Annotated in this window: 22 protein-coding genes; 8 read left to right on the plus strand and 14 right to left on the minus strand. The window is 37.5% G+C overall.

Features of this window, described 5'->3' with window-relative positions; genetic code table 11:
- Positions 1–22: 22 nt before the first annotated feature.
- Genes EDX97_RS06875 through EDX97_RS06905 form a run of 7 tightly spaced genes read right to left on the minus strand, consistent with a single transcriptional unit; the run spans position 23 to position 5245 of the window.
- The gene (locus EDX97_RS06875; protein WP_128520418.1) at positions 23–1087 is read right to left on the minus strand and encodes an MraY family glycosyltransferase; all 1065 of its coding nucleotides are present in this window, start codon (positions 1085–1087) and stop codon (positions 23–25) included.
- A complete protein-coding gene (locus EDX97_RS06880; RefSeq protein WP_183164301.1) occupies positions 1087–2001 on the minus strand; it encodes a rod shape-determining protein in 915 nt (304 codons plus the stop codon). Before EDX97_RS06880 ends, EDX97_RS06875 begins: the two co-directional genes overlap by 1 nt.
- Positions 2002–2006: 5 nt before the next feature.
- Positions 2007–2216, minus strand: coding sequence for a DUF1146 family protein (locus EDX97_RS06885; protein WP_128520420.1), 210 nt, complete (start codon positions 2214–2216; stop codon positions 2007–2009).
- 8 nt (positions 2217–2224) lie between these two features.
- A complete protein-coding gene (gene ispE / locus EDX97_RS06890; protein WP_128520421.1) occupies positions 2225–3046 on the minus strand; it encodes a 4-(cytidine 5'-diphospho)-2-C-methyl-D-erythritol kinase in 822 nt (273 codons plus the stop codon).
- The gene (rsmA, locus tag EDX97_RS06895) at positions 2988–3887 is read right to left on the minus strand and encodes a 16S rRNA (adenine(1518)-N(6)/adenine(1519)-N(6))-dimethyltransferase RsmA (protein WP_128520422.1); all 900 of its coding nucleotides are present in this window, start codon (positions 3885–3887) and stop codon (positions 2988–2990) included. Before rsmA ends, ispE begins: the two co-directional genes overlap by 59 nt.
- The gene (gene rnmV, locus EDX97_RS06900; RefSeq protein ID WP_245978020.1) at positions 3880–4404 is read right to left on the minus strand and encodes a ribonuclease M5; all 525 of its coding nucleotides are present in this window, start codon (positions 4402–4404) and stop codon (positions 3880–3882) included. Before rnmV ends, rsmA begins: the two co-directional genes overlap by 8 nt.
- Positions 4388–5245, minus strand: a complete 858-nt coding sequence (locus EDX97_RS06905) for a YitT family protein (RefSeq protein ID WP_245978022.1) — start codon at positions 5243–5245, stop codon at positions 4388–4390. Before EDX97_RS06905 ends, rnmV begins: the two co-directional genes overlap by 17 nt.
- A gap of 352 nt (positions 5246–5597) precedes the next feature.
- Between EDX97_RS06905 and deoD the strand changes: the two genes are divergently transcribed.
- From deoD to EDX97_RS06930, 5 genes are read left to right on the plus strand one after another with little or no spacing between them, the layout of a single operon-like run.
- A complete protein-coding gene (deoD, locus tag EDX97_RS06910) occupies positions 5598–6302 on the plus strand; it encodes a purine-nucleoside phosphorylase (protein WP_128520424.1) in 705 nt (234 codons plus the stop codon).
- On the plus strand, positions 6295–7665 hold the full coding sequence (locus EDX97_RS06915; protein WP_128520425.1) for an NAD(P)/FAD-dependent oxidoreductase: 1371 nt from the start codon (positions 6295–6297) through the stop codon (positions 7663–7665). The genes deoD and EDX97_RS06915 overlap by 8 nt, the downstream gene beginning before the upstream one ends.
- A 27-nt stretch (positions 7666–7692) precedes the next feature.
- Entirely contained in the window at positions 7693–10146 is a 2454-nt protein-coding gene (locus tag EDX97_RS06920; protein WP_128520426.1) for a PD-(D/E)XK nuclease family protein, read from the plus strand.
- A 2-nt stretch (positions 10147–10148) separates the two neighbouring features.
- Complete coding sequence (locus tag EDX97_RS06925) at positions 10149–13151, plus strand: UvrD-helicase domain-containing protein (protein WP_128520427.1); 3003 nt, start codon at positions 10149–10151, stop codon at positions 13149–13151.
- A gap of 55 nt (positions 13152–13206) precedes the next feature.
- Complete coding sequence (locus EDX97_RS06930) at positions 13207–14535, plus strand: NCS2 family permease (protein WP_128520428.1); 1329 nt, start codon at positions 13207–13209, stop codon at positions 14533–14535.
- 34 nt (positions 14536–14569) lie between these two features.
- On the opposite strand, the gene EDX97_RS06935 is transcribed toward EDX97_RS06930, so the two are convergent.
- Entirely contained in the window at positions 14570–15253 is a 684-nt protein-coding gene (locus tag EDX97_RS06935) for a cytidylate kinase-like family protein (protein ID WP_128520429.1), read from the minus strand.
- Between the two features lie 38 nt (positions 15254–15291).
- Between EDX97_RS06935 and EDX97_RS06940 the strand changes: the two genes are divergently transcribed.
- Positions 15292–16089 (plus strand): HAD-IIB family hydrolase, encoded by a 798-nt coding sequence (locus EDX97_RS06940; RefSeq protein ID WP_128520430.1) that lies wholly within the window; start codon positions 15292–15294, stop codon positions 16087–16089.
- Here EDX97_RS06940 and EDX97_RS06945 read toward each other — a convergent pair whose 3' ends face one another.
- The 4 genes from EDX97_RS06945 to prfA are packed head-to-tail and all read right to left on the minus strand — an operon-like array spanning position 16090 to position 19271.
- Positions 16090–16407: a hypothetical protein gene (locus EDX97_RS06945; protein WP_128520431.1), complete on the minus strand. Its 318-nt coding sequence runs from the start codon at positions 16405–16407 to the stop codon at positions 16090–16092.
- Positions 16408–16465: 58 nt separating this feature from the next.
- Complete coding sequence (locus tag EDX97_RS06950; protein ID WP_128520432.1) at positions 16466–17335, minus strand: methionyl aminopeptidase; 870 nt, start codon at positions 17333–17335, stop codon at positions 16466–16468.
- Positions 17336–17349: 14 nt separating this feature from the next.
- On the minus strand, positions 17350–18195 hold the full coding sequence (gene prmC, locus EDX97_RS06955) for a peptide chain release factor N(5)-glutamine methyltransferase (protein WP_128520433.1): 846 nt from the start codon (positions 18193–18195) through the stop codon (positions 17350–17352).
- On the minus strand, positions 18192–19271 hold the full coding sequence (gene prfA, locus EDX97_RS06960; RefSeq protein ID WP_128520434.1) for a peptide chain release factor 1: 1080 nt from the start codon (positions 19269–19271) through the stop codon (positions 18192–18194). The genes prmC and prfA overlap by 4 nt, the downstream gene beginning before the upstream one ends.
- Before the next feature lie 82 nt (positions 19272–19353).
- On the opposite strand from prfA, the gene EDX97_RS06965 reads away from it, so the two are divergent.
- Both EDX97_RS06965 and EDX97_RS06970 read left to right on the plus strand, forming a co-directional pair.
- Positions 19354–20736 carry an N-acetylglucosaminidase gene (locus EDX97_RS06965; RefSeq protein ID WP_128520435.1) on the plus strand — a complete coding sequence of 461 codons (1383 nt, stop codon included), beginning with the start codon at positions 19354–19356 and terminating at the stop codon, positions 20734–20736.
- Positions 20737–20740: 4 nt separating this feature from the next.
- A complete protein-coding gene (locus tag EDX97_RS06970) occupies positions 20741–21487 on the plus strand; it encodes a TatD family hydrolase (RefSeq protein ID WP_128520436.1) in 747 nt (248 codons plus the stop codon).
- Here the strand turns inward: EDX97_RS06970 and EDX97_RS06975 are convergent.
- A complete protein-coding gene (locus EDX97_RS06975; protein WP_128520437.1) occupies positions 21479–21832 on the minus strand; it encodes a Spx/MgsR family RNA polymerase-binding regulatory protein in 354 nt (117 codons plus the stop codon). The genes EDX97_RS06970 and EDX97_RS06975 overlap by 9 nt on opposite strands.
- Positions 21825–22784 (minus strand): ribose-phosphate diphosphokinase, encoded by a 960-nt coding sequence (locus EDX97_RS06980; RefSeq protein ID WP_128520438.1) that lies wholly within the window; start codon positions 22782–22784, stop codon positions 21825–21827. Before EDX97_RS06980 ends, EDX97_RS06975 begins: the two co-directional genes overlap by 8 nt.
- Positions 22785–22786: the final 2 nt, after the last annotated feature.

Raw genomic sequence — 22786 nt, forward strand, 5'->3', positions numbered from 1 at the left:
CAATCAAAGGAAAGTGAAGATATCATGAAGACTCATGAGAAAATTTCATTTTTTTACGAATTTTCGCATATAAACTCATCAAAGGATGAAAATGTTCGGAAATCATGGCGCTCTTTTCAATAAAGATTTCTACGCCTAGTAGTAAAAGCAACATGACCGCAAAGCCAATTTTGGTGTTAAACAAATACACATACGCACACATGCCAAACAAAGCAGTCAATCCACACATGATAATGACAGTTTTGGTATGACCAAATTGTGCCATCAACAAATGATGAATGTGACTTTTATCTGCTTGCATAAATTTCATGCCCTTAATCGTACGCCGTAAAATTGCACTAAGGGTATCAATGATTGGAATCATCAACAGTAACATTGGTAATGCTAAAGTGACGATGGTCGATCCTTTAAATCCTAATAACGAAATCGCTGAAATCATAAATCCCAAGAACAGGGATCCGCAATCGCCCATAAAGATACTGGCCGGATGAGAATTATAAATCAAAAAGCCACTGGTACTAGCAGCTAAGATAAAAGAGAGCATGGCTACGTCCAAACGACGTTCCATCCATGCCATAGAAGCAATGACAACCAACATGATCACGGACATACCGCCAGCCAAACCATCTAATCCATCAATTAAATTGATGGAATTGGTAATACCAGCTACCCAAATGATCGTAAATAAAACGGAAATAATTTCATTATGGATCACGATGCCAAATGGCAAATGAATCACATCGACACTGACGCCATTGATGATCAAAACAATAGCAGCTATCAATTGAAAAAATAATTTAACCGGTGGTCGAATATCGATCAAATCATCCACCAATCCGGTAAAAAACATGATACTTCCACCATAGATGATTCCCATTAACGCTTGATCGGGATCCATGGTAATTGTAACCGTAATTAAGAAAGCACAATAAATCGCGATCCCACCAATACGTGAAATAATGCCATGATGGACCGTTCGATTATTTTCTTTTGCATAGGCTTTGGCCCATATCGAATATTTTTTGATTACCGGCGTCAACACACATGAAATCAAAAAAGGAATGATGATAATGTTCCAGTTCAACATTATTTCCATCCTTTCATATTTTCAAGTAAATCCATTTCCGGTGTTTTTGTCACAATGACAGGATCATTCAACGCTTGTTCCAACGTTTGACGAAGACCAAAACATCGGGCTAAACCACCACTCAATAAAATGCCATTTTCATGAATGCTTTCTTTTAGATCGACCGATACTTTTTCTAAACATTGTTTCGACCACAACATGATTTGATCTATGACACCTTTCATACAAGGCCATAAATCCAAAGCACGAACCTCAATCAATCCATACTGTCCCTGCGCATTTTTGGCATTACAACGCAATCGAGCATTCTTTCCTTTCCACAGCGCATTGCTTGCCGCTTCTTTTAAAGCATGGGCATCCTCAACCGTGATAAAACATCCATATTTCTTTTGAATATCTTGCATGATTGCTTCTTCAATTTGTTTACCCGCAAAATAAATCGTTTGATGGGTAAACTGTTGTTGATGGGCATAGATGCCAATTTCTGTATAGGTATGACCTGCATGAACGATCATGGTTGGCTCTTCGGTTTGAAGGGCATCCATGACATTCAAAAATGAGATTTTTTGTATGCCTGCCGCTAATATTTGCGTTTGCCATACATCCAATTGATCATCCGTAGCATCGGTTGGCGCCACAACCAGTGCCGATGGATGCAACAAACTATGATTGGCTCCCAATTGTTCCAATCCCGATTTTACCAACGGTGTGATTGAAGTATACAATTGACCATGATCAAAAGGATATTTTATTGTGTCTGTATACGCATGGGAAAGGGCTTCTTTTCCAATGGCTACAATTTGGTCATCTTTGGTTGCGATACAAGCAGGAAAAGATACCGTCTCTTCTTTCACAAAATCAAAGAAACGGCATGTGGTGCCACCAAAATCCATCGCATACCAGTGATCAAACATCTTCATCATCCTCCAAATCCATTATATATTGTCAATTGCAAGACGGCTTCACTTGCTAAATAAGCCAACACAAACGACAACAAGAAAAGCAATACAACCGCTTTCCGTGGTTCTTTTACCGAACAAAATTTATCAAATTTAACGCCACTTAAGGCATAAAAACTCAAACCAAAACATAAAATAAATACAAAATATCGAAGAAATGCATATGTCATATCTACACCTATCCTACCGTAACAATCTTCACAAATGGATATTTTTTCGATAATTCTTTTTGTGCCTGCATTAAATTTTCTTTACTGCCAAATCCCATCATCGTTGATCCTGATCCTGTCATCATCACATATAGTTCAAAAGCTTCCATGTCGGCTTTCAATGCTTCCAAGGCAGGTACCAATTGAAAAGCGGCTGGCTGTAGGGCATTGCCCATATGCGTTACATAAAATGGCAAGTCTTGATAGATCAAAGCTTTCTCTAAAATATCCAAATTTGGATGTAGCGGATCCAATGCGTGCCAAGTCACAAATGCCTCTGGTGTGGATACGCCTTGTTCTGGTTTCACAAGTAGAATGGGAAATTTCCAATCGCATTCAATCTTGCGAATCTTTTCACCAATTCCTTGTACTCGTGCATATTTATTAACCACACAGAAAGGCACATCGGCTCCCACTTTTTTACCTAATAAGATCATTTCATCAATAGTCAATTGTAGACCATCAATATCATTGATGGCTTTTAAAACGGCGGCTGCATTGGCACTGGCCCCGGCTAAACCGGCTTGCATAGGAATATGTTCTTCAATGGAAATTTCATAATTGGATATATCATAACGATCCTTTAAAACTTGGACCATTTTTTTGGTCGCATTATCATCCGGAATCTTACCATTTGTACAAGTGATCTTGGTTTGGTCTGCTCTTGTGATATCAACAATGTTGTATAAAGATACCGGAGCCATGATCATATCCAAATCATGATATCCTTGTTCATTTTTTCCAATCACATCCAGAGCTAGATTCACTTTGGCTGGTGCATATACTTTCATAATTCACCTCATAGAGTCGAATAAAATCGTTCAAAGCACATTGTTGTGCACGTGTATTTAAAGCAATCCCGGCCTTTTCTAAGCACGTTTTTGCCAATTCTTTATCTTGTAAATAACTTTGAAGATTATTATATATCGTTTTTCGTCGTTGTACAAAACATCCTTTGACCATAGATAGAAAAACGCTTTCATTGAGTAGATGATATCGATGATGAAAATTAAATTGCAACACAACCGAATCCACATTGGGACTTGGCCAAAACACATGTCGAGATACATCCATCACTTTGTGACAATCACATTTATATTGCCATATGACACTCAACGCATTGTATTCTTTATCCGATGGTTGGGCCATAAAGCGTTGTCCAACTTCTTTTTGCATCATAACAGTTATTCGCTCAATTGGTTCTTTGGTTTCAAACAATTTAAATAAAATCGGTGTAGTAATGTAGTAAGGCAAATTCGATGTGAATACGACCGGTTGATTTTCCTTACGATATTTCTTGATTTCTTCATCGACATCCACATCTAAAAAATCTTGTAAGACCACTTCTAAATGTGGACTTTGAATTTCGTTTTGTAGAATGTTGGGCATGCGTGGATCAATTTCATACGCAATCACATGTTGCGATCGAGCACAAAGTTGTTGTGTTAAAGCACCAATGCCAGGGCCAATCTCAATGACAAGTTCTGATGGATCGGCAATGGCAGCTTCCGCAATCTTTTCCACGATGCGAGGTTCGATGATAAAATTTTGACCATATGACTTCTTTGTGAAAACTTGGTATTTATCTTGGATTGCCTTGGTCCTCTTGATTGTCGCAATGGGATCATTCATGATTTATTTTCCTCTCTATTTGTGCCTTTGTTACATGCATCGCATTCAATCGTTTAAAACAGGTCTTACCGTTACATGGTCCAATGTGAAAGGCAGCACAAACGCTATTTCGTAAAGACTGATTGCCAACTAGACCTAAATCAATGAAATCTTGCCAATCCAATGTATGCACATCGTCTTCAAATGTTACACAATGCGAAAGAGCTTCCCATAAATCTTGTGCATTTGCATGTTCAACACCGACTTTTTTCGGAGCCTTTGCTTTATCTTTAGGAATAAACGCATTCTTGCATCCAGGTACTTGATCATTGATCCAACGACGAATATGTTCCCCGGGCGAATCGGGATCGGTAAAAATAATCACACCACGCACTCTTTGTGCTTCTTTGATGCGATCAATCGTTGTCTGGACGATCTGATCTCCACCTGTTTCAATGGTATCGCATTCAAAGTAGGATTGCAGTGTATTTGTATCATTTTTTCCTTCGACGACAATGATTTCATGAATCTTCTTCATAACTAAATCCATATCCCTTCACTTCTTGTACATCATTTACGATGATAAACGCATGTGGATCCTTATGTAAAACAGCTTGTTCCAATTTCGGATATTGTTTCTGATTGATGACACACATTAAAACCGGACGTGAATTTCCGGTGTATCCACCATGTCCTTCTAAAATCGTTACACCACGATCCACTTCGTTCAATAAAACTTCCTTGATAACTTGCCAAGAATCGGAGATGATCATGACATTTTTCGCCGCTTGTGAACGCAATGTCATCGTTCGATTGATGGCCGCTCCAGAAATATATACCGATAGGATACCAATCAAAGCAGGTACCAAACCATAAGTATAAATTCCTAAAGCAACAGTCGCAATATCCACGATCATGACCGCATCCCCACTGGATAATTGGGTATATTTATGCAAGATCAGTGCCGGTACATCCATACCACCTGTACTCGCATCCACTCGAAAGACCAAACCCAATCCAACACCAAGCAATAACCCAGAATAGATTGAAGCCAAATACGCAGGCATAATAAATGTAGAGCGTGGTAATGTATTCACATATTGATTCAATAGTAAAATAAAAACAGGATAACAGATCGTCGAAATCAAGGAACGCATCGCAAAGCGTTTGCCTAAAAAAATGACACCTACACCATAGAGTCCAACGGTCAAAGCATTGGTCATCCACACCGTATCTATATGAAACAACGGTTGAAGAGCCACGGCTACACCGGCCGTACCACCATTTAAAATATTGTTTGGTAAAATAAAAAAAGTCGTACCACAAGCAATCAAGAAATTCCCAAGAAGAATATACATGATCATTTTCCATTGTTTCACATCGTCATCCCCTTTCTATGTGTTTAAATTATATCATTGTTTTCATAAAATAGCGTTATATACATATTTCATAGGAATAGAAGATTTAGAGGTGATTTCTATATTTACAAGTTTGGCATTACTGGCTATCGAACCATTATTTTACGTTTTATTTCCAATCATTTTAATAGGCGAAATTATCTTTGCTTATTCTGCCATAAAAGGAACAGGTAAATGGGCAATGATTCTTTCGTACATTGCATTATTGTTCTTTATCGCAATGATAGCTCTATTTGTTTCTATTCTCTTTTGAGACCATCATCATCTCATTGATTTAACTTTTATGGTATCCTAAAGATAAGGCGGTGATTTTATGACACCTCATAATCAAGCAAAAAAAGATGAAATTGCGAATACTGTCCTTATGCCCGGAGATCCTTTACGAGCAAAATACATCGCAACCCATTATTTAACTGATATTCATTGTTTCAATCATGTTCGAAATATGTTGGGATATACCGGTCTGTATCAAGGACGCCCCATTTCCATCATGGGTTCTGGCATGGGCATGCCAAGTATTGGCATTTATTCCTATGAGCTCTATACCCAATATGATGTGGATACGATCATTCGGATTGGTTCTTGTGGTGCTTTGATTCCATCTCTGGACTTATTTGATGTCGTCTTGGCCGATTCTGCTTGGTCACGTTCGACCTATGCACAAGAACAATCGCATGATATGGATACGATCCAATATCCAAGTTCTGCGATCAATCAGGCCTTGCAAAGAGCTGCAAAAGAGCAAAATCAAATGTTGCACCCTTGCCGTTTCCATTCCAGTGACATTTTCTATTATGAAGATGGAATCGATTCAGGCGCCATAGAAAACCAATGTGCCGTGGTTGAAATGGAAAGTTTTGCGCTCTTTCATAATGCCAAAGTCACGGGTAAAAAAGCAGCTTGTATTTGTACCGTATCGGATTCTTTGGTTACCCAACAAGAAACCACAGCACAACAACGGGAAACAGCATTTGATACCATGGCACAAATTGCGTTAGGAGGAAGTCTATATGTATGATGTATGTATCATAGGGGCCGGCCCTGGCGGTATTTTTTCGGCCTATGAATTGATGAAATATCGTCCCAATTGGAAAATTGCGGTATTTGAAACAGGTGGTCCACTTCACCAAAGAAAATGTCCCATCGATGGTGACAAAATCAAATCGTGTGTACATTGTCCTGTTTGTTCCATCATGTCTGGATTTGGCGGAGCTGGTGCATTCAGTGATGGTAAATACAATATCACCAATGAATTTGGTGGAAATTTATATGAATATATCGGTAAAGAAAAAGCCATTGAATTGATGGATTATGTCGACGAAATCAATTGTGAATATGGTGGAGCTGAAACCAAACTATATGATAACTTTGATACGATCATTGCGAAAAAGTGTCTACAAAATAACTTGCATCTATTAAAGGCCAAAGTTCGTCATTTGGGTACGGATATCAACTATATTGTTCTGCAAAATCTATACAAACAATTGGAAGATAAAGTAGAATTTCACTTTTTCGAACACGTTACACGCGTCGATCATTTAGAAAGTGGATACCAAATTGAAACATCAAAAGGGGTATATACAGGTGCTCGATGCATTATTTCCACAGGTCGTTCGGGTAGTAAATGGATGGAATCCATTTGTTCGCATTTAGGCATTGAAACCAAAAGCAATCGTGTCGATATTGGTGTCCGTGTCGAATTAAATGCCGATACCTTTAGTGAATTAACCGATAGCTTATATGAATCGAAGATCGTCTATCGTTCCAAAACGTATCAAGATCGCGTGCGTACATTCTGTATGAATCCACATGGTGTAGTCGTTAATGAAAATACCAACGGTATCGTTACTGTCAATGGACATAGTTATACCGATCCCAAACGTTTTACCGAAAACACGAATTTTGCGTTATTGGTTTCCAATCATTTCACGCAACCTTTTCATCAAAGTAATCAATATGGTGAAAACATTGCGAAATTATCCAATATGTTGGGAGGCGGCGTCATCGTTCAACGTTTTGGCGATTTGATTCGTGGTCAAAGAAGTACGCCCGATCGTATCCAGGCTGGTTTTGTTCGTCCTACCTTAAAAGCGACACCAGGTGATTTGTCTTTGGTCATTCCCAAACGCCAATTGGATGATATCATCGAAATGATTTATGCCTTAGATAAAGTCTGTCCATCCACCGCGAGTGATGATACTTTATTGTATGGCGTTGAAGTAAAATTCTATAATATGCAAGTAGATGTCAATAAACATTTGGAAACCTGTCATAAAGGATTGTATGTGATTGGTGATTGTAGTGGTGTTACCCATTCGTTATCACATGCATCGGCTTCGGGTGTTTATGTTGCCCATGATATTTTAGAACAGGAGTCTTAACTCCTGTTTTTTGAAAGGAGAACCTCCATGCACTTTCCAGAAAAAGGAACCATCATAGCGCCTGCTTCTATGCATTTAGCTATTTATGAACAAATCGGCAATCGTCTTGGCGTACAAGTTTTAAGCCTACAAACTTTTGTCCGATCTTTTTTGTGTGAGCCAGAATTAACCGATATTGAATATATCTTTCAAATCAAAGAACACCTACAAGATCTAAATCCAACCAATCCTTTTTATGAAAGTCGAAAGGATCCTGAATTTTTAACACAAGTCTATCAATTTCTAAAAAAAGCCCATTTGTATGAAATCGATACATATCCAAGTGAAACTTCGAAAGAAAAAGCGCTCTTGGAAATCATTCGATGTTGCCAAGATATCCATTTTCCTACTATTGAAATTCCTGCATTACATAATGTGTATATTCTTCGTAAGGAATATCCCGATTTTGATTGGGTCGATATATTACTTGATCATGGTGCGCAATGGTTAGAATCTGATACCGAACCAGAAACGCATTATGTGACGATGGCAACCAATCGGAAACAGGCGCAATGGATTTGTGAAGAAATCATCAACAATAACTATGATGCTAATGATGTGTATATTGCGTTAAATGATGAAAAAGATCAAGCTGTCATGGTCCAGATGTTAGACACATACCAAATCCCTTATACTCTCACAAATAAACCCAATCATTCTTTGATTCCATCCCAATGGTTGGCTTGTTTGAATTATGCCAAACAAAAAAGCACAAAAAACTTATGTCACTTGATTCAAGTTTGTTTTCCGAAAGAAAAAGATGTATTGGATTGGTATGAATTAGGGTTTAAAGACAATGATGTATATGAACCCAATGCATTTGTAGATGCATATACGTATTCCCATTATCAATATGCCAAAGCAAAAGCGCAACAGTTTGAACAAGAACACGACCTTGATTTTTCTATACATGATTTTGAAAAAATGGCCACGTTGATTCAATCGTTGCATGCACCCACGCAAGAAAATATCGCCATTTTTCAATCCATCCAGGAATTGATTGTTGCTTCTTATGACAAAATACAAACCAGTGATGATCTTGCTATTTTGTATCATGCCATACAGAATATCCCAACCAATCAAAAAAATACATCTTTAGAAGGCGTATGGATTGGTCCTAGACAAAACATCAGTCCCTTACAAAAAATCACTTTCTTGATGAATGTACATAGTAAGACCTATCCAGATTTGCGTCAGGAAAATGGCATTTTTAATGAAGACTATGTATCAAAAACCAATTGGCCAACATTAGCGTATCGTTTAGATACCCAAAAAGAAATGTTAAAAAAAGGATTGACACAACCGGATATTTTATATGTTTCCTATCCGCAAACCGATTATCAATCCAAGGCATATGAGCCCAGTATCGAAATGAATGATTGGTTAGGATCAGCCACCTTTATTGATGTTTTGGAACCTAGTCATTTTGAAAGACCAAACCACTCGCTTTCCAAAACAATGGCTGAAACCTTATTTGTCAAAAAGGATAAAGTGCGTGGTTCGGTATCGAGTTTTGAAACGTTTGTGCATTGTCCATTTCGTTATTTTCTACAATATGGATTGTACTTAAAAGAGCCCAAAGATTGGACGGATATTCGTATTCGTGGTTCCTTGCTTCATAAGATCTTAGAAGAAGGTATTCGAACCTATGGAAAAGACTATGTAAATCAAAATCTCGATGCGATCGTAGACGATCAATTCCAATGGATTGAAAAGCATTTCCCAACAAAAATGAACTGGATTCAAAATCAAAAGAATGAGGTTAAATGGCAACTGCATTGTTTACTTGCACGATTAAAACCGTTTGAAGAACAATGGCATATGGAACCACAAGATCTAGAACATGAATTTTATCTAGATACGGATACCTATTCTTTACATGGCTTTATTGATCGAATCGATGGAACCAAAGGTGCCTTTGTGATTTTTGACTATAAATCCAGTCAAAAAGAAATCACGAAAAATGAGTTTGCCAAAGGTCTTTCTTTACAATTACCTACATATGCGATTGAAAGAGAACAAGAAACCCATCAAGTTCCGATTGGTATTTTTTATATTTCACTGACTTCGCCAATGTCAACACAAATGGGTGTAAAGCTGAACTATCAACGAAAAAAAGATAATTATGATTTGGAAACTTTGAAATATGCACAAAAAGAGTATTTCGATAAAGGTCGAATCAAGGGCTGGGTCTTTGATCGACAAGATTTGACTTTATATGATGATTCACAATGGTTTCAACGTAAATCCGAAATACCTTCCTTTGGAAAGATAAAAACAATGTGGGAAGAAATCATGACTTCAATCGTAGAAGATATTCGTTCCGGAACCATTGTGGCCCAAGCTTCATCCGATGCTTGCACCTATTGTCCATATCGTTCGATTTGTCGTACATCGCGTCAAATCGTAGATAAACCAGATCGCGTCAAGGAGGAAGAGTAGTTATGCCATTTACGGAAGCACAAAAAAAAGCCATTGATTTGCGTGGAGCGAATATTCTGGTTTCTGCCAGTGCAGGAAGCGGAAAAACCAGTGTACTTGTTGAGCGTTTATGTCAATTGGTCACCCATGATAAAATTTCCATCAATCATATCTTGGCTATGACATTTACCAATGATGCGGCCAGTGAAATGAAAGAACGCTTACGCCAAGAATTATTAAAACAAGAACAAACTTCTTATATTCGTGATCAATTGGCATTACTGGAAACCGCCCAGATTTGTACGATTGATAGTTTTTGTTTATCGCTTGTTCAAAATTATTACTATCAAATACCAATTTCTTTAAAAATGGCCAATGCCATTGCGAGTGATGCCCAAAAACAACAAGCCTTTGATCAAGCTTTTCAACATGCAAAAGAAAGCCTATCTCTGCCACATTTGAATGATTATATTTGGGCGATGCATATAAAAGATAACGATCTGCAAAAAGCACTGAAAGATACGATTGCAATTGCTTGGGCAAAACCGGATCCCCTCCAATGGTTACAGGATGTTAGAAAAAATCGATTTGATTCTGATATTGATGCTTGGTTCATGAAATATTTCCGTCAACATATCCAAGCTATAATTGAAATTTGTGATTTAGCACAGGATATAGATGATCGATTTGGTGAAAAAAAAGTTGCTTTAGAAGCCTTATTACCATTGGATTATGACAATATGCGCTCCCATTTCTTAGTCTATTTTGCGAAATATGGATATTTTCGTTTTGCCAAGAAAACTACACATAGCTCAAAAGATGAATTTAATCCCTATAAAGATGCACTTGCTTTTCATGAAAAGGCAATCGCTCAATATCTATTTGATTCTTATGATGATACGACTGCCATTCTTTCCGAATTTTGTGACTTGGTACAAACGACACAACAAGAATATGCCAAAATCAAACAAGAAATGGAAATCATTGATTTTTCCGATATGGAAACATTTGCCCATCAATTATTAAAAAATCCTTTGATTCAAGAAGAAGTTAGCAAACAATATGACATGATCTTAGTGGATGAATTTCAAGATACCAATGATCTGCAAGAAAGCATCATTCACTTGATTGAGCGTGGTGACAATGTCTTTCGTGTTGGTGATGTCAAACAATCCATTTATGGATTCCGCCAAGCACGTCCGGAAATTATGAAAAATCATATGAAATCCGATGAAGATACATTGATCGTCATGGATAAGAATTTTCGTTCCAATGCCAATATCATTGCGTTTAATAATGATTTTTATGAAAAAATCATGAATGGTCCTCTATGTGGTACACAATTTGAAAAAGTGGATATTGCCTATCCAGGTGCAACGTATCAAACAGAAAATCCTCAATATCCGATTCGTTTCTTATATTCGACAGAAAAAGAGGAAAATCGCTTTGATATCATTGCGCATGATATTCTAAAACAACACGAAAAAGGACGTTCCTATAGAGATATATGCATTCTTACACGTGACAATAAGCCACAAGAGAATATTAAAAATGTTCTAGAAGCTTATGATATTCCGGTTTATACCGATTTAAAATCGGGTTTCTATCAGGTCGCTGCCATTCAAATTGTGCTAACTACTCTATCATCGATCTATGATCCAATGGATGATATTTCTTTAACGGCTTCTTTATTGAGTCCCATTGGACGTGTTTCTTGTGAACAATTGGCAAAATGTTGTAGCGATAAAGAAAAAAATGAAAGTCTATTCATGCATATCAAAGAACAAGACTGTATGCATGATTGGTTATCTTTATATGAACAATCTCATGATAGCCCAACCGAATGGCTACAAGCCATTTATCAATTTCATGATTTTTATATGAAACATACAACATCATTAGAAAAGACAAATTTAGATGCTTTATTAGAGAAATCCTGTGAATTTGATACGCTTTCTGACTTTATTGAAGCCCTACAGAAAGACAGCAAAGCGGATAGTGTTGGCCCAGCAAGTGCTTTTTCCAAACAAGATGATGTCGTCCAAATTAAAACGATGCATGCATCCAAAGGCTTACAATTTCCGGTTGTGTATATTTTGTCGAACCATGGTTCAAATAAGCACAAAAGCAATGCGTTTATGATGGATGCTGATCTGGGTATTTCTTGTTTTTCAGAAGATGGCCAAATTAAAAAGCCGACAAAATCCTATGTAGCGATGAAAACCAAACATGCTCAAGAAGCCCTACAAGAGGAAATGCGTGTATTTTATGTTGCCACGACACGAGCTCAGCAAGAATTGATTTTTGTGGATCAAATAAAAGATACAAAATCCTATACGGGCCCTCTCACAAGTAGTGTTTTGTTACAAGATCAAAGCTATACCGGATGGTTATTTCATACTTATTTTGAAGATCCTTCTGCACCGGTCCATTTTATCCAGTGCAATTTATTGGAACGTCCGGAAAGTAAAGATCCCATCTCCAATCCACGTTCCTGGAAAACATATGAAAAACCTTCTACATGGATACAAAGCAGTACAGCTTCACAAGCCAAACGAATCTTGGCTTGGCAACCTTTAGAACTTGTAAAGAAACAAAATACTACACGTGGTACTTTATTTCATGAAATCATGCAGTGTCCTTTTCCTTATCAAATTCAAGATATGGAACAAATGGCCAAGAAATATGGATATGTTTTATCATCAACGGATATAAAACAACTACAAACCATGAATACAAATCCTTTATATCAACAATGGATGCAAGAAAAACATGAATTTGAATGTAGTTATATTGTGAAAGATCACAATCAAATCACGAATGGATTTATGGACTTGGTCGTATGGGAAGAAAATCAAATCATTATTGTTGACTATAAAACCGATACCGCTACAGCTGAGGAATTGATTGAAACATACCATAAACAATTGGAAACTTATAAAAAAGCGATGGAAATCATGGAACCATCTAAACCAATCCAAACATATATCTATTCGTTTCATTTAGGGCAAATTATTACCATCTAATTTGCTTAAATATTTTCTTTATACTACAATATACCGGTATAAAGGAGAGAAATATATGGATAAATTTTTCAAATTGAGTGAAAAGAATACCAATGTCAAAACCGAGATTCTTGCTGGTATTACGACTTTCTTGGCAATGGCATATATTCTTGGTGTCAACCCATCCATCTTGCATGATGCGGGCATGGATATCAATGCGGTATTCCTAGCAACTGCTGTCGCATCTGGTATCACAAGCTTGATCATGGGTTTATTGGCAAACTATCCCGTTGCGTTGTCAGCTGGTATGGGTGTCAATGCCTTATTTGCGTATACGATTTGTGGAGCCATGGGCTATTCATGGCAAGCGGCTTTAGCAGCTGTCTTGATTTCTGGTTTGATCTTCTTAGTTATTTCCGTAACCGGAATTCGTAAAAAGATCATTGATGCCATTCCCATGCAGTTAAAGTTTGCGATTGGTGCTGGTATTGGTTTCTTCGTTGCCTTTGTTGGTTTAAAAAATGCCGGCATTATCGTTGCGAATGAATCTACGTATGTAGCCTTAGGAAACTTTACCGATCCAACCGTGTTATTGGCTTTGTTTGGTATCATTATCACAATTGGTTTGGTGGCTAAAAAAGTACCTGCTGGTGTATTCGTTGGTATGGTCATTACCGCTATTGTTGGTATTATTTTAGGTGCTCTTGGTTTTAAAGGCATGCCATCTTTACCAGATCATGCGTTTACGTCAACTTTTGAAATGAGTACATTTGGTGCTTGCTTTGGTGGTTTTGGTGAACTATTTAAAAGTCCTTTATCGGCTTTCGTGATCATCTTCTCTTTCTTATTTGTTGATTTCTTCGATACTGCAGGAACCTTGATTTCCGTTGGTAATCAAATTGGTATCGTAAAACCAGATGGAGAATTGATTGGTGTTGAAAAAGCTTTATTTACGGATGCCTTTGGTACATGTTTAGGTGCTGTTTTAGGTACTTCAACAATCACAAGTTTTGTGGAATCCACTTCTGGTGTCGGTGTTGGTGGACGTAGTGGTCTAACCGCTTGTACAACCGGTATATTATTCTTATTGTCCATCTTCATTTCACCAATCATCTTAAGTGCCGTAACTAATGCGGTTACTGCACCGGCTTTGGTTGTTGTTGGTATCATGATGGCTGGTCAGTTAGGTGGTATCGATTGGGATAACATCATCTTTACTTGTGCTGGTTTTATTACCATTATCTTCATGATCTTATCGTATTCGATTTCCAATGGTATTGCGATGGGATTCATTGCATACACAGTTGCGATGTGTGCTTGTGGCAAAGCCAAAGAAATTCATCCAACCGTTTGGGTCTTGTTAGTGATCTTCGTCATCTATTTTGCGACACCAAACTTTATGTAAAAGAAATGGCTTGGAAAATTCCAAGCCACTTTTTTTATGCACTTTCTCTAGATAAATCCACTTTTTTCTCATTCAAATATTGATTCATGAATGCACCTTTGATGGATTCCACACCCATTTTATGATCATACCAATGCGCTAAGAATTCTACCGCTTCTTCTAAGGAGACCGTGGATGTATTGATCATCACATCATAATTAGCTGGTTGTCCCCATTTTTGATTGGTATAAAATTCATAAAAGCCGGATCGTTTTTGATCTTGTAGATCCACAAACTTATCCACTTTCTTGAATGGAACGCCATATTCATTCATAGCTACCTTGATTCGTGTATCTCGATCACTGTAACAGAATACCCGAATTACATTGGGATCATCTTTTAAAATGTAATCCGCACATCGACCAACAATAACAGCTGATTCTCTTTGAGCAATCCCTTGAATCAAATCACAAGATTTTTCATACAATTCTGAATTCACCGAAATTTCTGCCATAGTCGATAATGTAAATGTTCGTTTGGATAAGCTAAAGAACCCTGCATCATTCAGGTTGCTGTCTTCAAAGAAAGATGGATCAATCTGCATATCATTCGCAATCTGTGCCATAATTTCTTTATTGTAGTAGCCAATATCTAAATATTCGGCTAATACTCGTCCAATTTCACGACCATTTGTACCAAATTGACGAGAAACGGTAATCATTACATATTTATTATTCATATCCTTATTTTATAATTCAACTATGATATAATTCAACTATGAAAAACATCCTTTTTTTAGATTTAGATGCCACTTTATGGCTCAACGAACAAATTCCCCTTTCTGCTTCGAGTGCTATTTTCCAAGCCAAACATAATGGACATAAAATTTTTGTGAATACCGGTCGTACCAAAGGGGAAGGTATTGTACCCCTATTGCCATTAAAATTAGATGGCTATTGTTTCTCTGCCGGTAGTGAAATATATATTGGTGATCAAACATTGATTTTTGATCCTTTAAAACCAGAAGATGCCAAATCCATGACACAATTTATGCTTGATCATAAAATTGGTGTATCGCTAGAAGGATCGGATAAAACCTATTTGGACGCCATCAATAAAGCGGAATTTCTACAACGCATTCAAGTCAATCCCCAAGCACAAGCCATCCAACGTTTTTTAGCGATGCCAAACATCCATCAAGTGAAAGAGGAAGACTATTCTCAATTCACGAAATTGTACTTGTGCAATCCCAATGCAGTGGATCCTGCCATCATTCAACAGGCTGTTACGTCCGATTGTGAATTGACAATGTTTGGTATGGATACCGGTGAAATCACAAATATCCATCATAACAAGGGAACGGCTATTCAGGATGTAAAAAACTATTATGGAAACGAATACCGAACAATTGCGTTTGGTGATAGTGAAAATGATCTAAGCATGTTTGAAGCAGCCGATATTGCGGTGGCCATGGGCAATGCGAAACCGGAAATCCAAAAAAAAGCAGACTATGTTACAAAAGATATTCGTAAACACGGTCTGTATCATGCATTTAAATATTTCGATTTAATATAATTATGCTTGTTCTGCTTGCACATCGGCATATTTTCTGCGCGATGGATCCAGATTATCCACATAATAGCGAACGGTTAATATACCCGCAATTTTCGTGCGAATCTTTGGTTCAACAATGAAACTATCGCCTTCTAACATGGCATCTAACATAGCTTTGCAGCAAGGTGTCAAATTCTTTACCTTAGGTTCACTTTCTTCATTGAACTCTTTGGCATTAATTTCAATATATAACCACATTTTATCATGTGCTTCTTGTTTCATTTCTTGTAACCGTTGGGCATATTGCTCTTGCGTCCACTTCGTTTTCTTTGTTGCCATAATCTTCATTCCTTTCTTATGTTATATCTTAGTAAAACACTTAAGAAATTTCAAGTTTTTACCAAGCTAAGACTTCAATTCCATGGTCTGTGACCATTAATGTGTTTTCCCATTGGGCACTTAATTTACCATCACTCGTATAAGCTGTCCAACCATTTTTCTTATCCACAAACAAAGTAGCCTTTCCTTGATTGATCATTGGTTCAATGGTAAAGACCATACCAGGTGCTAAGACCATACCGGTATTTTTAATGCCAAAATGCGTGATATATGGATCTTCATGGAAGCCATTTCCAACACCATGACCACAGAATTCACGAACGACTGTATAGCCGTTTTTATGTGCATGTTCTTGAATGGCTGCACCGATATCACCAACATGTCCCCAAGGACGAACGGCTGCTTTTCCTACTTCCAAACATTCTTTGGTCACTTCAACCAAGCGTTTGGCTTCATCCGAAACTTTTCCGACCATGTACATACGTGATGCATCGGCATAATGATCATGGAAAATAGTGGTACAATCCACATTTACGATATCGCCTTCTTTTAAAATGACTTTATCACTTGGGATACCGTGACAAATTTCATTATTTACGGATGTACACACACTTTTTGGAAATCCTTCATAACCAAGATCTGCGGGGATACCGCCATGTTGCGTTGTATAATCATATACAAATTGATCAATTTCCAACGTTGTGATGCCAGGTTGGATACGATCTTCCAACTCATCCAAAATGCCATTATTGATGACCGCTGCTTTTTTGATCCAGTGGATATCATCTGCATTTTTGATCAATCGATGTTCAGGTACGATTTGTCCTTGAAGACGTAACACATTAATGGTATCATCCCATTTTTCATGACAATTCTTATATTTCTTATGAGATCCACACCAACATGGTGCATTCTTATTCATTTTCATACTATCGCTTCTTTCTATCTTTCAATGGTAAACATACGATCTTTTTTACTCATATCTTTATGAATCGTGATTTTTGCATCCGGAAAATATTCTCTAGCTAATTTCGATAGCGCTTGGCCTTGATTCCATCCCATTTCAAAAGCTAAAAAAGCATGTTCATTCAATACTTGATGAGCTTTTTCAAACACATCCCGATAAAATTTCAAGCCATCTTCACCACCAAATAAAGCAACATGTGGTTCATAGTTGACAACACTCTTTTCCATCTTTTCTTCATTTGGGATATAGGGTGGGTTACAAACCAAAATATCACAGGTTAGATTGCGTTCGATAAATGGATCTAACATATTTCCACAAATAAAGTTCACATGTGCACCTAAGGTATCGTTGTTTTCTTTCGCAACGATCAATGCTTTTTTAGAAATATCCGATGCAATCACATTCATTTTGGGTTCTTCTAAATTTAGTGTAATGCCAATGGCACCTGAACCTGTAGCTACATCAAATACTTGTACAGATTCTTTATCACCAAAATGATCATCAAATAGTTGTAAGACCAAAGCAACCAATTCTTCCGTTTCTGGGCGAGGAATCAATACATCTTCATTGACTTTGAAGTTATAGCCATAAAAACATTCATAACCAAGCACATAACTTAATGGTTCTCCTTGTTCCATCAAGTGAATGCCTTCAAGATAATCGGTTTGTATTTCTTCAGGAATCTCTTCGTCCATCTGACTATACAAATCAATATGGGCATTCTGACACAACTCCACCATATAAAGCATCGCAGCTTGTTCACCCTGTCCGGCTTTATAGAGTCGTTCTTTTCCTTCATTGATCAGACGATGAAATGTCATTCGCTCTTTTCTCCTGCAATCTTTGCTTGTTGATCAGCCGCTGCCAAAGCTTGCATCAAATCTTCCAATCGACCATCCATAATTCGATCCAATTGATTGACCGTATAACCAATGCGATGATCGGTCACACGATTTTGTGGATAGTTGTACGTACGAATCTTTTCCGCACGATCTCCTGTACCAATCTTTGACATACGGGCTTTATCGTTCTTTTCTTCCAGTTCTCGTTGATGGGCTTCATAGACACGAGCACGAATCGTCATCAATGCGGTGGCACGGTTTTCATGTTGTGATCGACCATCCTGACATTTTACGACAATACCGGTTGGTTTATGAACAATACGAACGGCAGAATCGGTTTTATTGATATGCTGACCACCAGCTCCACTCGATCGCATCGTATCGATTTCCAAATCGTTCATATCGATTTCAAAATCATCTTCTTCGATTTCTGGCATACACAAAACAGTAGCTGTTGATGTATGAATACGGCCTTGTGATTCCGTCTTTGGCACACGTTGTACACGATGACTACCACTTTCAAACTTCAAAGTGCCATAGGCTCCATCGCCATTGACTTTGAAAGAAATTAAGCTGTATCCACCTGCTTCACTTGGTTCGGATTCGATGACTTCGGTACGCCATCCTTTTTGTTCGCAATATTTGACATACATACGATACAAATCACCAGCAAAGATATTGCCTTCGTCACCACCAGCAGCACCACGAATTTCAATGATGCAGTTGTGTGAATCATTTGGATCTTTTGGCACTAATAGTTTTTCCAATTGATCCAAATAATCTTGAATTTTTGGTTCTAATTCGTCGACTTCCATTTGTGCCATTTCCCGAATTTCTTTATCGTCTTCTTTCGTTAATTCTTTTGCTTCTGCTAAATCTTCTTTCGCTTTTTTATATTCTTGATATGTTTCAACAATAGGCGTCAATTCTCGTTGTTCACGGCCTAGCTTTGCCATTGTCTTTCGATCAGAGACAATTTTACTGTCCATCATCATTTCATTGATTTCGTTATAACGCTTTACCATACCGTCTAAACGGTCTTCCATTTTTGCCATATTATTCATCCTCTCAACCCTAATAATATATCATGATTACCCTATAAATGACACTCTTATTCATTTTTGATAAAATATAGATATGCGAAAATTACAACGTTCTCAAATCATCTTGGTCCTTTGTTTTGCGATGATGATTGGGATCTTTCTTGGTTTCAAATTCACTGAATCCGGTACGTATCAATTGGTTTCTTATGCGAATGGTACAACACAGATTCAAGATACCTATCATCATTTTTGGTTAGCTAAGAATGCATTAGCTGCCAGCAATGATCGAAATTTGTGCATCATGGATGAACAAGGAAATGTTCTTGCTTTAAAAGAAGGTTTGGTCAATCTACATACCAAGGCCATCACCGAAAATACATCGTATACGATTGACGGCACTGATGAAAAAGGCTATATCAATGGTCAATATGGTGCTGATGCACTTTATTTAGGAACAAATCATGATGGTTCAAAAATTTTATGTATGATCAGTGGCGTGCGCGCTTGGTTTAATCGTAGTGATGTTGTTTTATATCCTTATTCGGATCAAGTGCATAGTTCCTATTACACCATTCAAGGAAATGCACTCAATCATACGATTTCTTTAAATGTGACAGATACCCAATCGGTTACCTATGCGATTGGTCCGAAACCAGAAGGTCTTCAAGAAAATACAGTTTATTTTTCCTATGATGGACATTGGTTTTATGATTCTTTTGATAAATTATCCGATGATATGCAGCTCGAAAGACATGATCATGCCGTGAATTCGACAGCGTATTATAATCCATATCAATTTATGCCACATCGATCGACTACTTCTTTATCGGCAGAAGACTTCAATACATTTTTGGAAAACAAGCATCGTACCAATTCCTTATTGTATGATCAAGGTGAAACTTTCTTAAAAGGACAAAATACATATGGAATCAATGCGGCCATGGTTTTTTCCCTGGCTTGTAATGAAAGTGCATATGGTCAAAGCACCATTGCGAAATTAACCAATAACTTATTTGGTCATGCAGCTTATGATTCCAATCCCGATGCGGCAACCAGTTACGCCAGTATTGCCAATTGCATTCAAGCCCATGATGTCGATTTTATCCAAAAGGGATATGCCAATCCGAAAGATTCTCGATATCGTGGTTCATGGTTTGGCGATAAAAGTACGGGGATCAATGTGAACTATGCTTCGGATCCCTATTGGGGTGAAAAGGCTGCTTCGATTTACTATCAATTAGAACCAAATCTCAAACAGAAGCCATCCACTTGGATGTGTACTCAAGATATACCAGTATATGATAAACCAAATGGAAATGTATTATATACATACACCAAGGGTTCAGTTATCAGTGTCATTATCAAAAAACAAGAGAATGGATGGATACAAATTGCTTCGGAAGCACCAATCAAAAATGGTGCCATTGATGTCAAAGGTACATATAATAACGATAGTGTTTATATAGAAGGAGATTAAACGTATGTATACAGATAGTCATTGTCACATCACTTGTGATGATTTATATGAAAGAATCGATGAAGTACTTCAGAATATGAAAGATGTATCTAGAGCGATGATCATGTGTACTTCAGAAGAAGAGTTTTTACGAGCTTTACCACTAAAAGAAAAAGACCCTAAATTTAAAATTGCGTGGGGATGGTTTCCCGAAGATGCGAAAGATATCACCGAAGAGCATTTTCATAAACTTGAACAAGCGATTTCCAATCATCAAATTGACTGTGTAGGTGAAATTGGTTTGGATTATCATTGGGACACTTCTTTTATTGAAGAGCAGAAGCGCATCTTTATTCGTCAGATCCAAATGGCGAATAAATCCCATTTGCCCATTTCCATTCATATGCGTGATGCCACCAAAGATTGTTTGGATATATTGCGCACCTATGCCCAAACCAAGATCATTTTTCATTGTTTTTCGGGTTCTGTAGAAACGATGAAGGAATGCTTAAAAATGAATAGTTTTATTTCATTGGGTGGCCCTGTCACTTTTAAGAATGCCAAGAAAGCGAAACAAGTTGCGATAGCTTGTCCTTTGGATCGTTTATTGAGTGAAACGGATTGTCCTTATATGTGTCCAGAACCATATCGAGGCCGTCAAAATGAACCGATGTATGTCCAATATGTAGAAAAAAAGATCTGTGAATTGAAACAACTCGATGAAGACATTGTTTGTTCACAGATCCAGAATAATTTTGATTCTTTATTTTAGCGTTGCATAAGCATCTGGCCTATTCCCGATGATGATCGTATCATCGCTGACCACAATGGGGCGTTTGACCAACATGCCATCACTTGCCAATAATTCAATCAATTGATCATCGCTATAGGTTTGTCGCTTGGTTTTGACATCTAATTTGCGATAGAGTTGACCACTTGTATTGAATAATTGTTTTAATTCCACACCACGATCAATCCAACTTTTGATTTCATCAACGGTTGGATTTTCTTTTGTGATGTCGCGATATTCGGCATGGATTCCTAAATCTTCTAATGTTTGATAGGCTTTCTTACATGTGGAACATTTGGGATAGCCAATAAAAGTAATCTTATTCATGCATGAAAGGTTTATTCAACGCAACGGAAAGTGATGTATTATTTTCTACTGCACTAATCAAGCGAGCTAATAATGGTGCAACCGATAAGACTTTCATTTCTGGGAATTCTTTTTGGTGTTCGGTTTGATCGATGGTATTTGTACATACAAATTCTTCCAAACCAGTTGCACGTAAACGTTCTACAGCTGGTCCAGATAAAATGGCATGGGAACAAGTTACAAAGACTTTGGTAGCCCCATGATCTTTTAACATTTGTACACCGGAAGCAATGGTTCCGCCCGTATCGACCATATCATCAATGATGATAGCGACCTTACCCTGAACATCACCAATTAAGTTCATGGCAACGGCTACATTTGGTTTTGGACGACGTTTATCAATGATGGCAATTGGTGCATGAAGAATTTCAGCTAATTTACGTGCACGAACTGCTCCTCCATGGTCTGGTGATACAACAACCAAATCGCCAAGATCTTTTCGTGATTCGAAATATTCACCAATCAATCGATTCGCAGCAATATCATCGGCTGGGATATCAAAGAAACCTTGAATTTGGGTAGCATGTAAATCAATCGTAACGACACGATCTGCTCCGGCACGTTCTAATAGTGAAGCAACCAACTTGGCACTAATTGGTTGACGAGGGGCTGCTTTACGATCTTGTCGTGCATATCCATAATAAGGAATAATGGCATTGATCGTTTTGGCACTGGCACGTTTACAAGCATCAATCGCAATCAATAATTCCATTAAGTTATCATTAACTGGATCGTTGGTACTTTGAACAAGATAAACGTGTTTTCCTCGAATGGATTCTTTTGGCGTTACCAAAATTTCTTTATCGGCAAAATGGTTGATACTAATATTTCCAAGTGGTAAGTTTAATTCTTGACAAATTTCTGATGCTAATTGTTTACTTGATGATAATGCGAATACAACTGTGTTTTCCATGA

The sequence above is a fragment of the Absicoccus porci genome (assembly GCF_003725415.1).
In the GTDB taxonomy this organism is placed as follows: domain Bacteria; phylum Bacillota_I; class Bacilli_A; order Erysipelotrichales; family Erysipelotrichaceae; genus Absicoccus; species Absicoccus porci.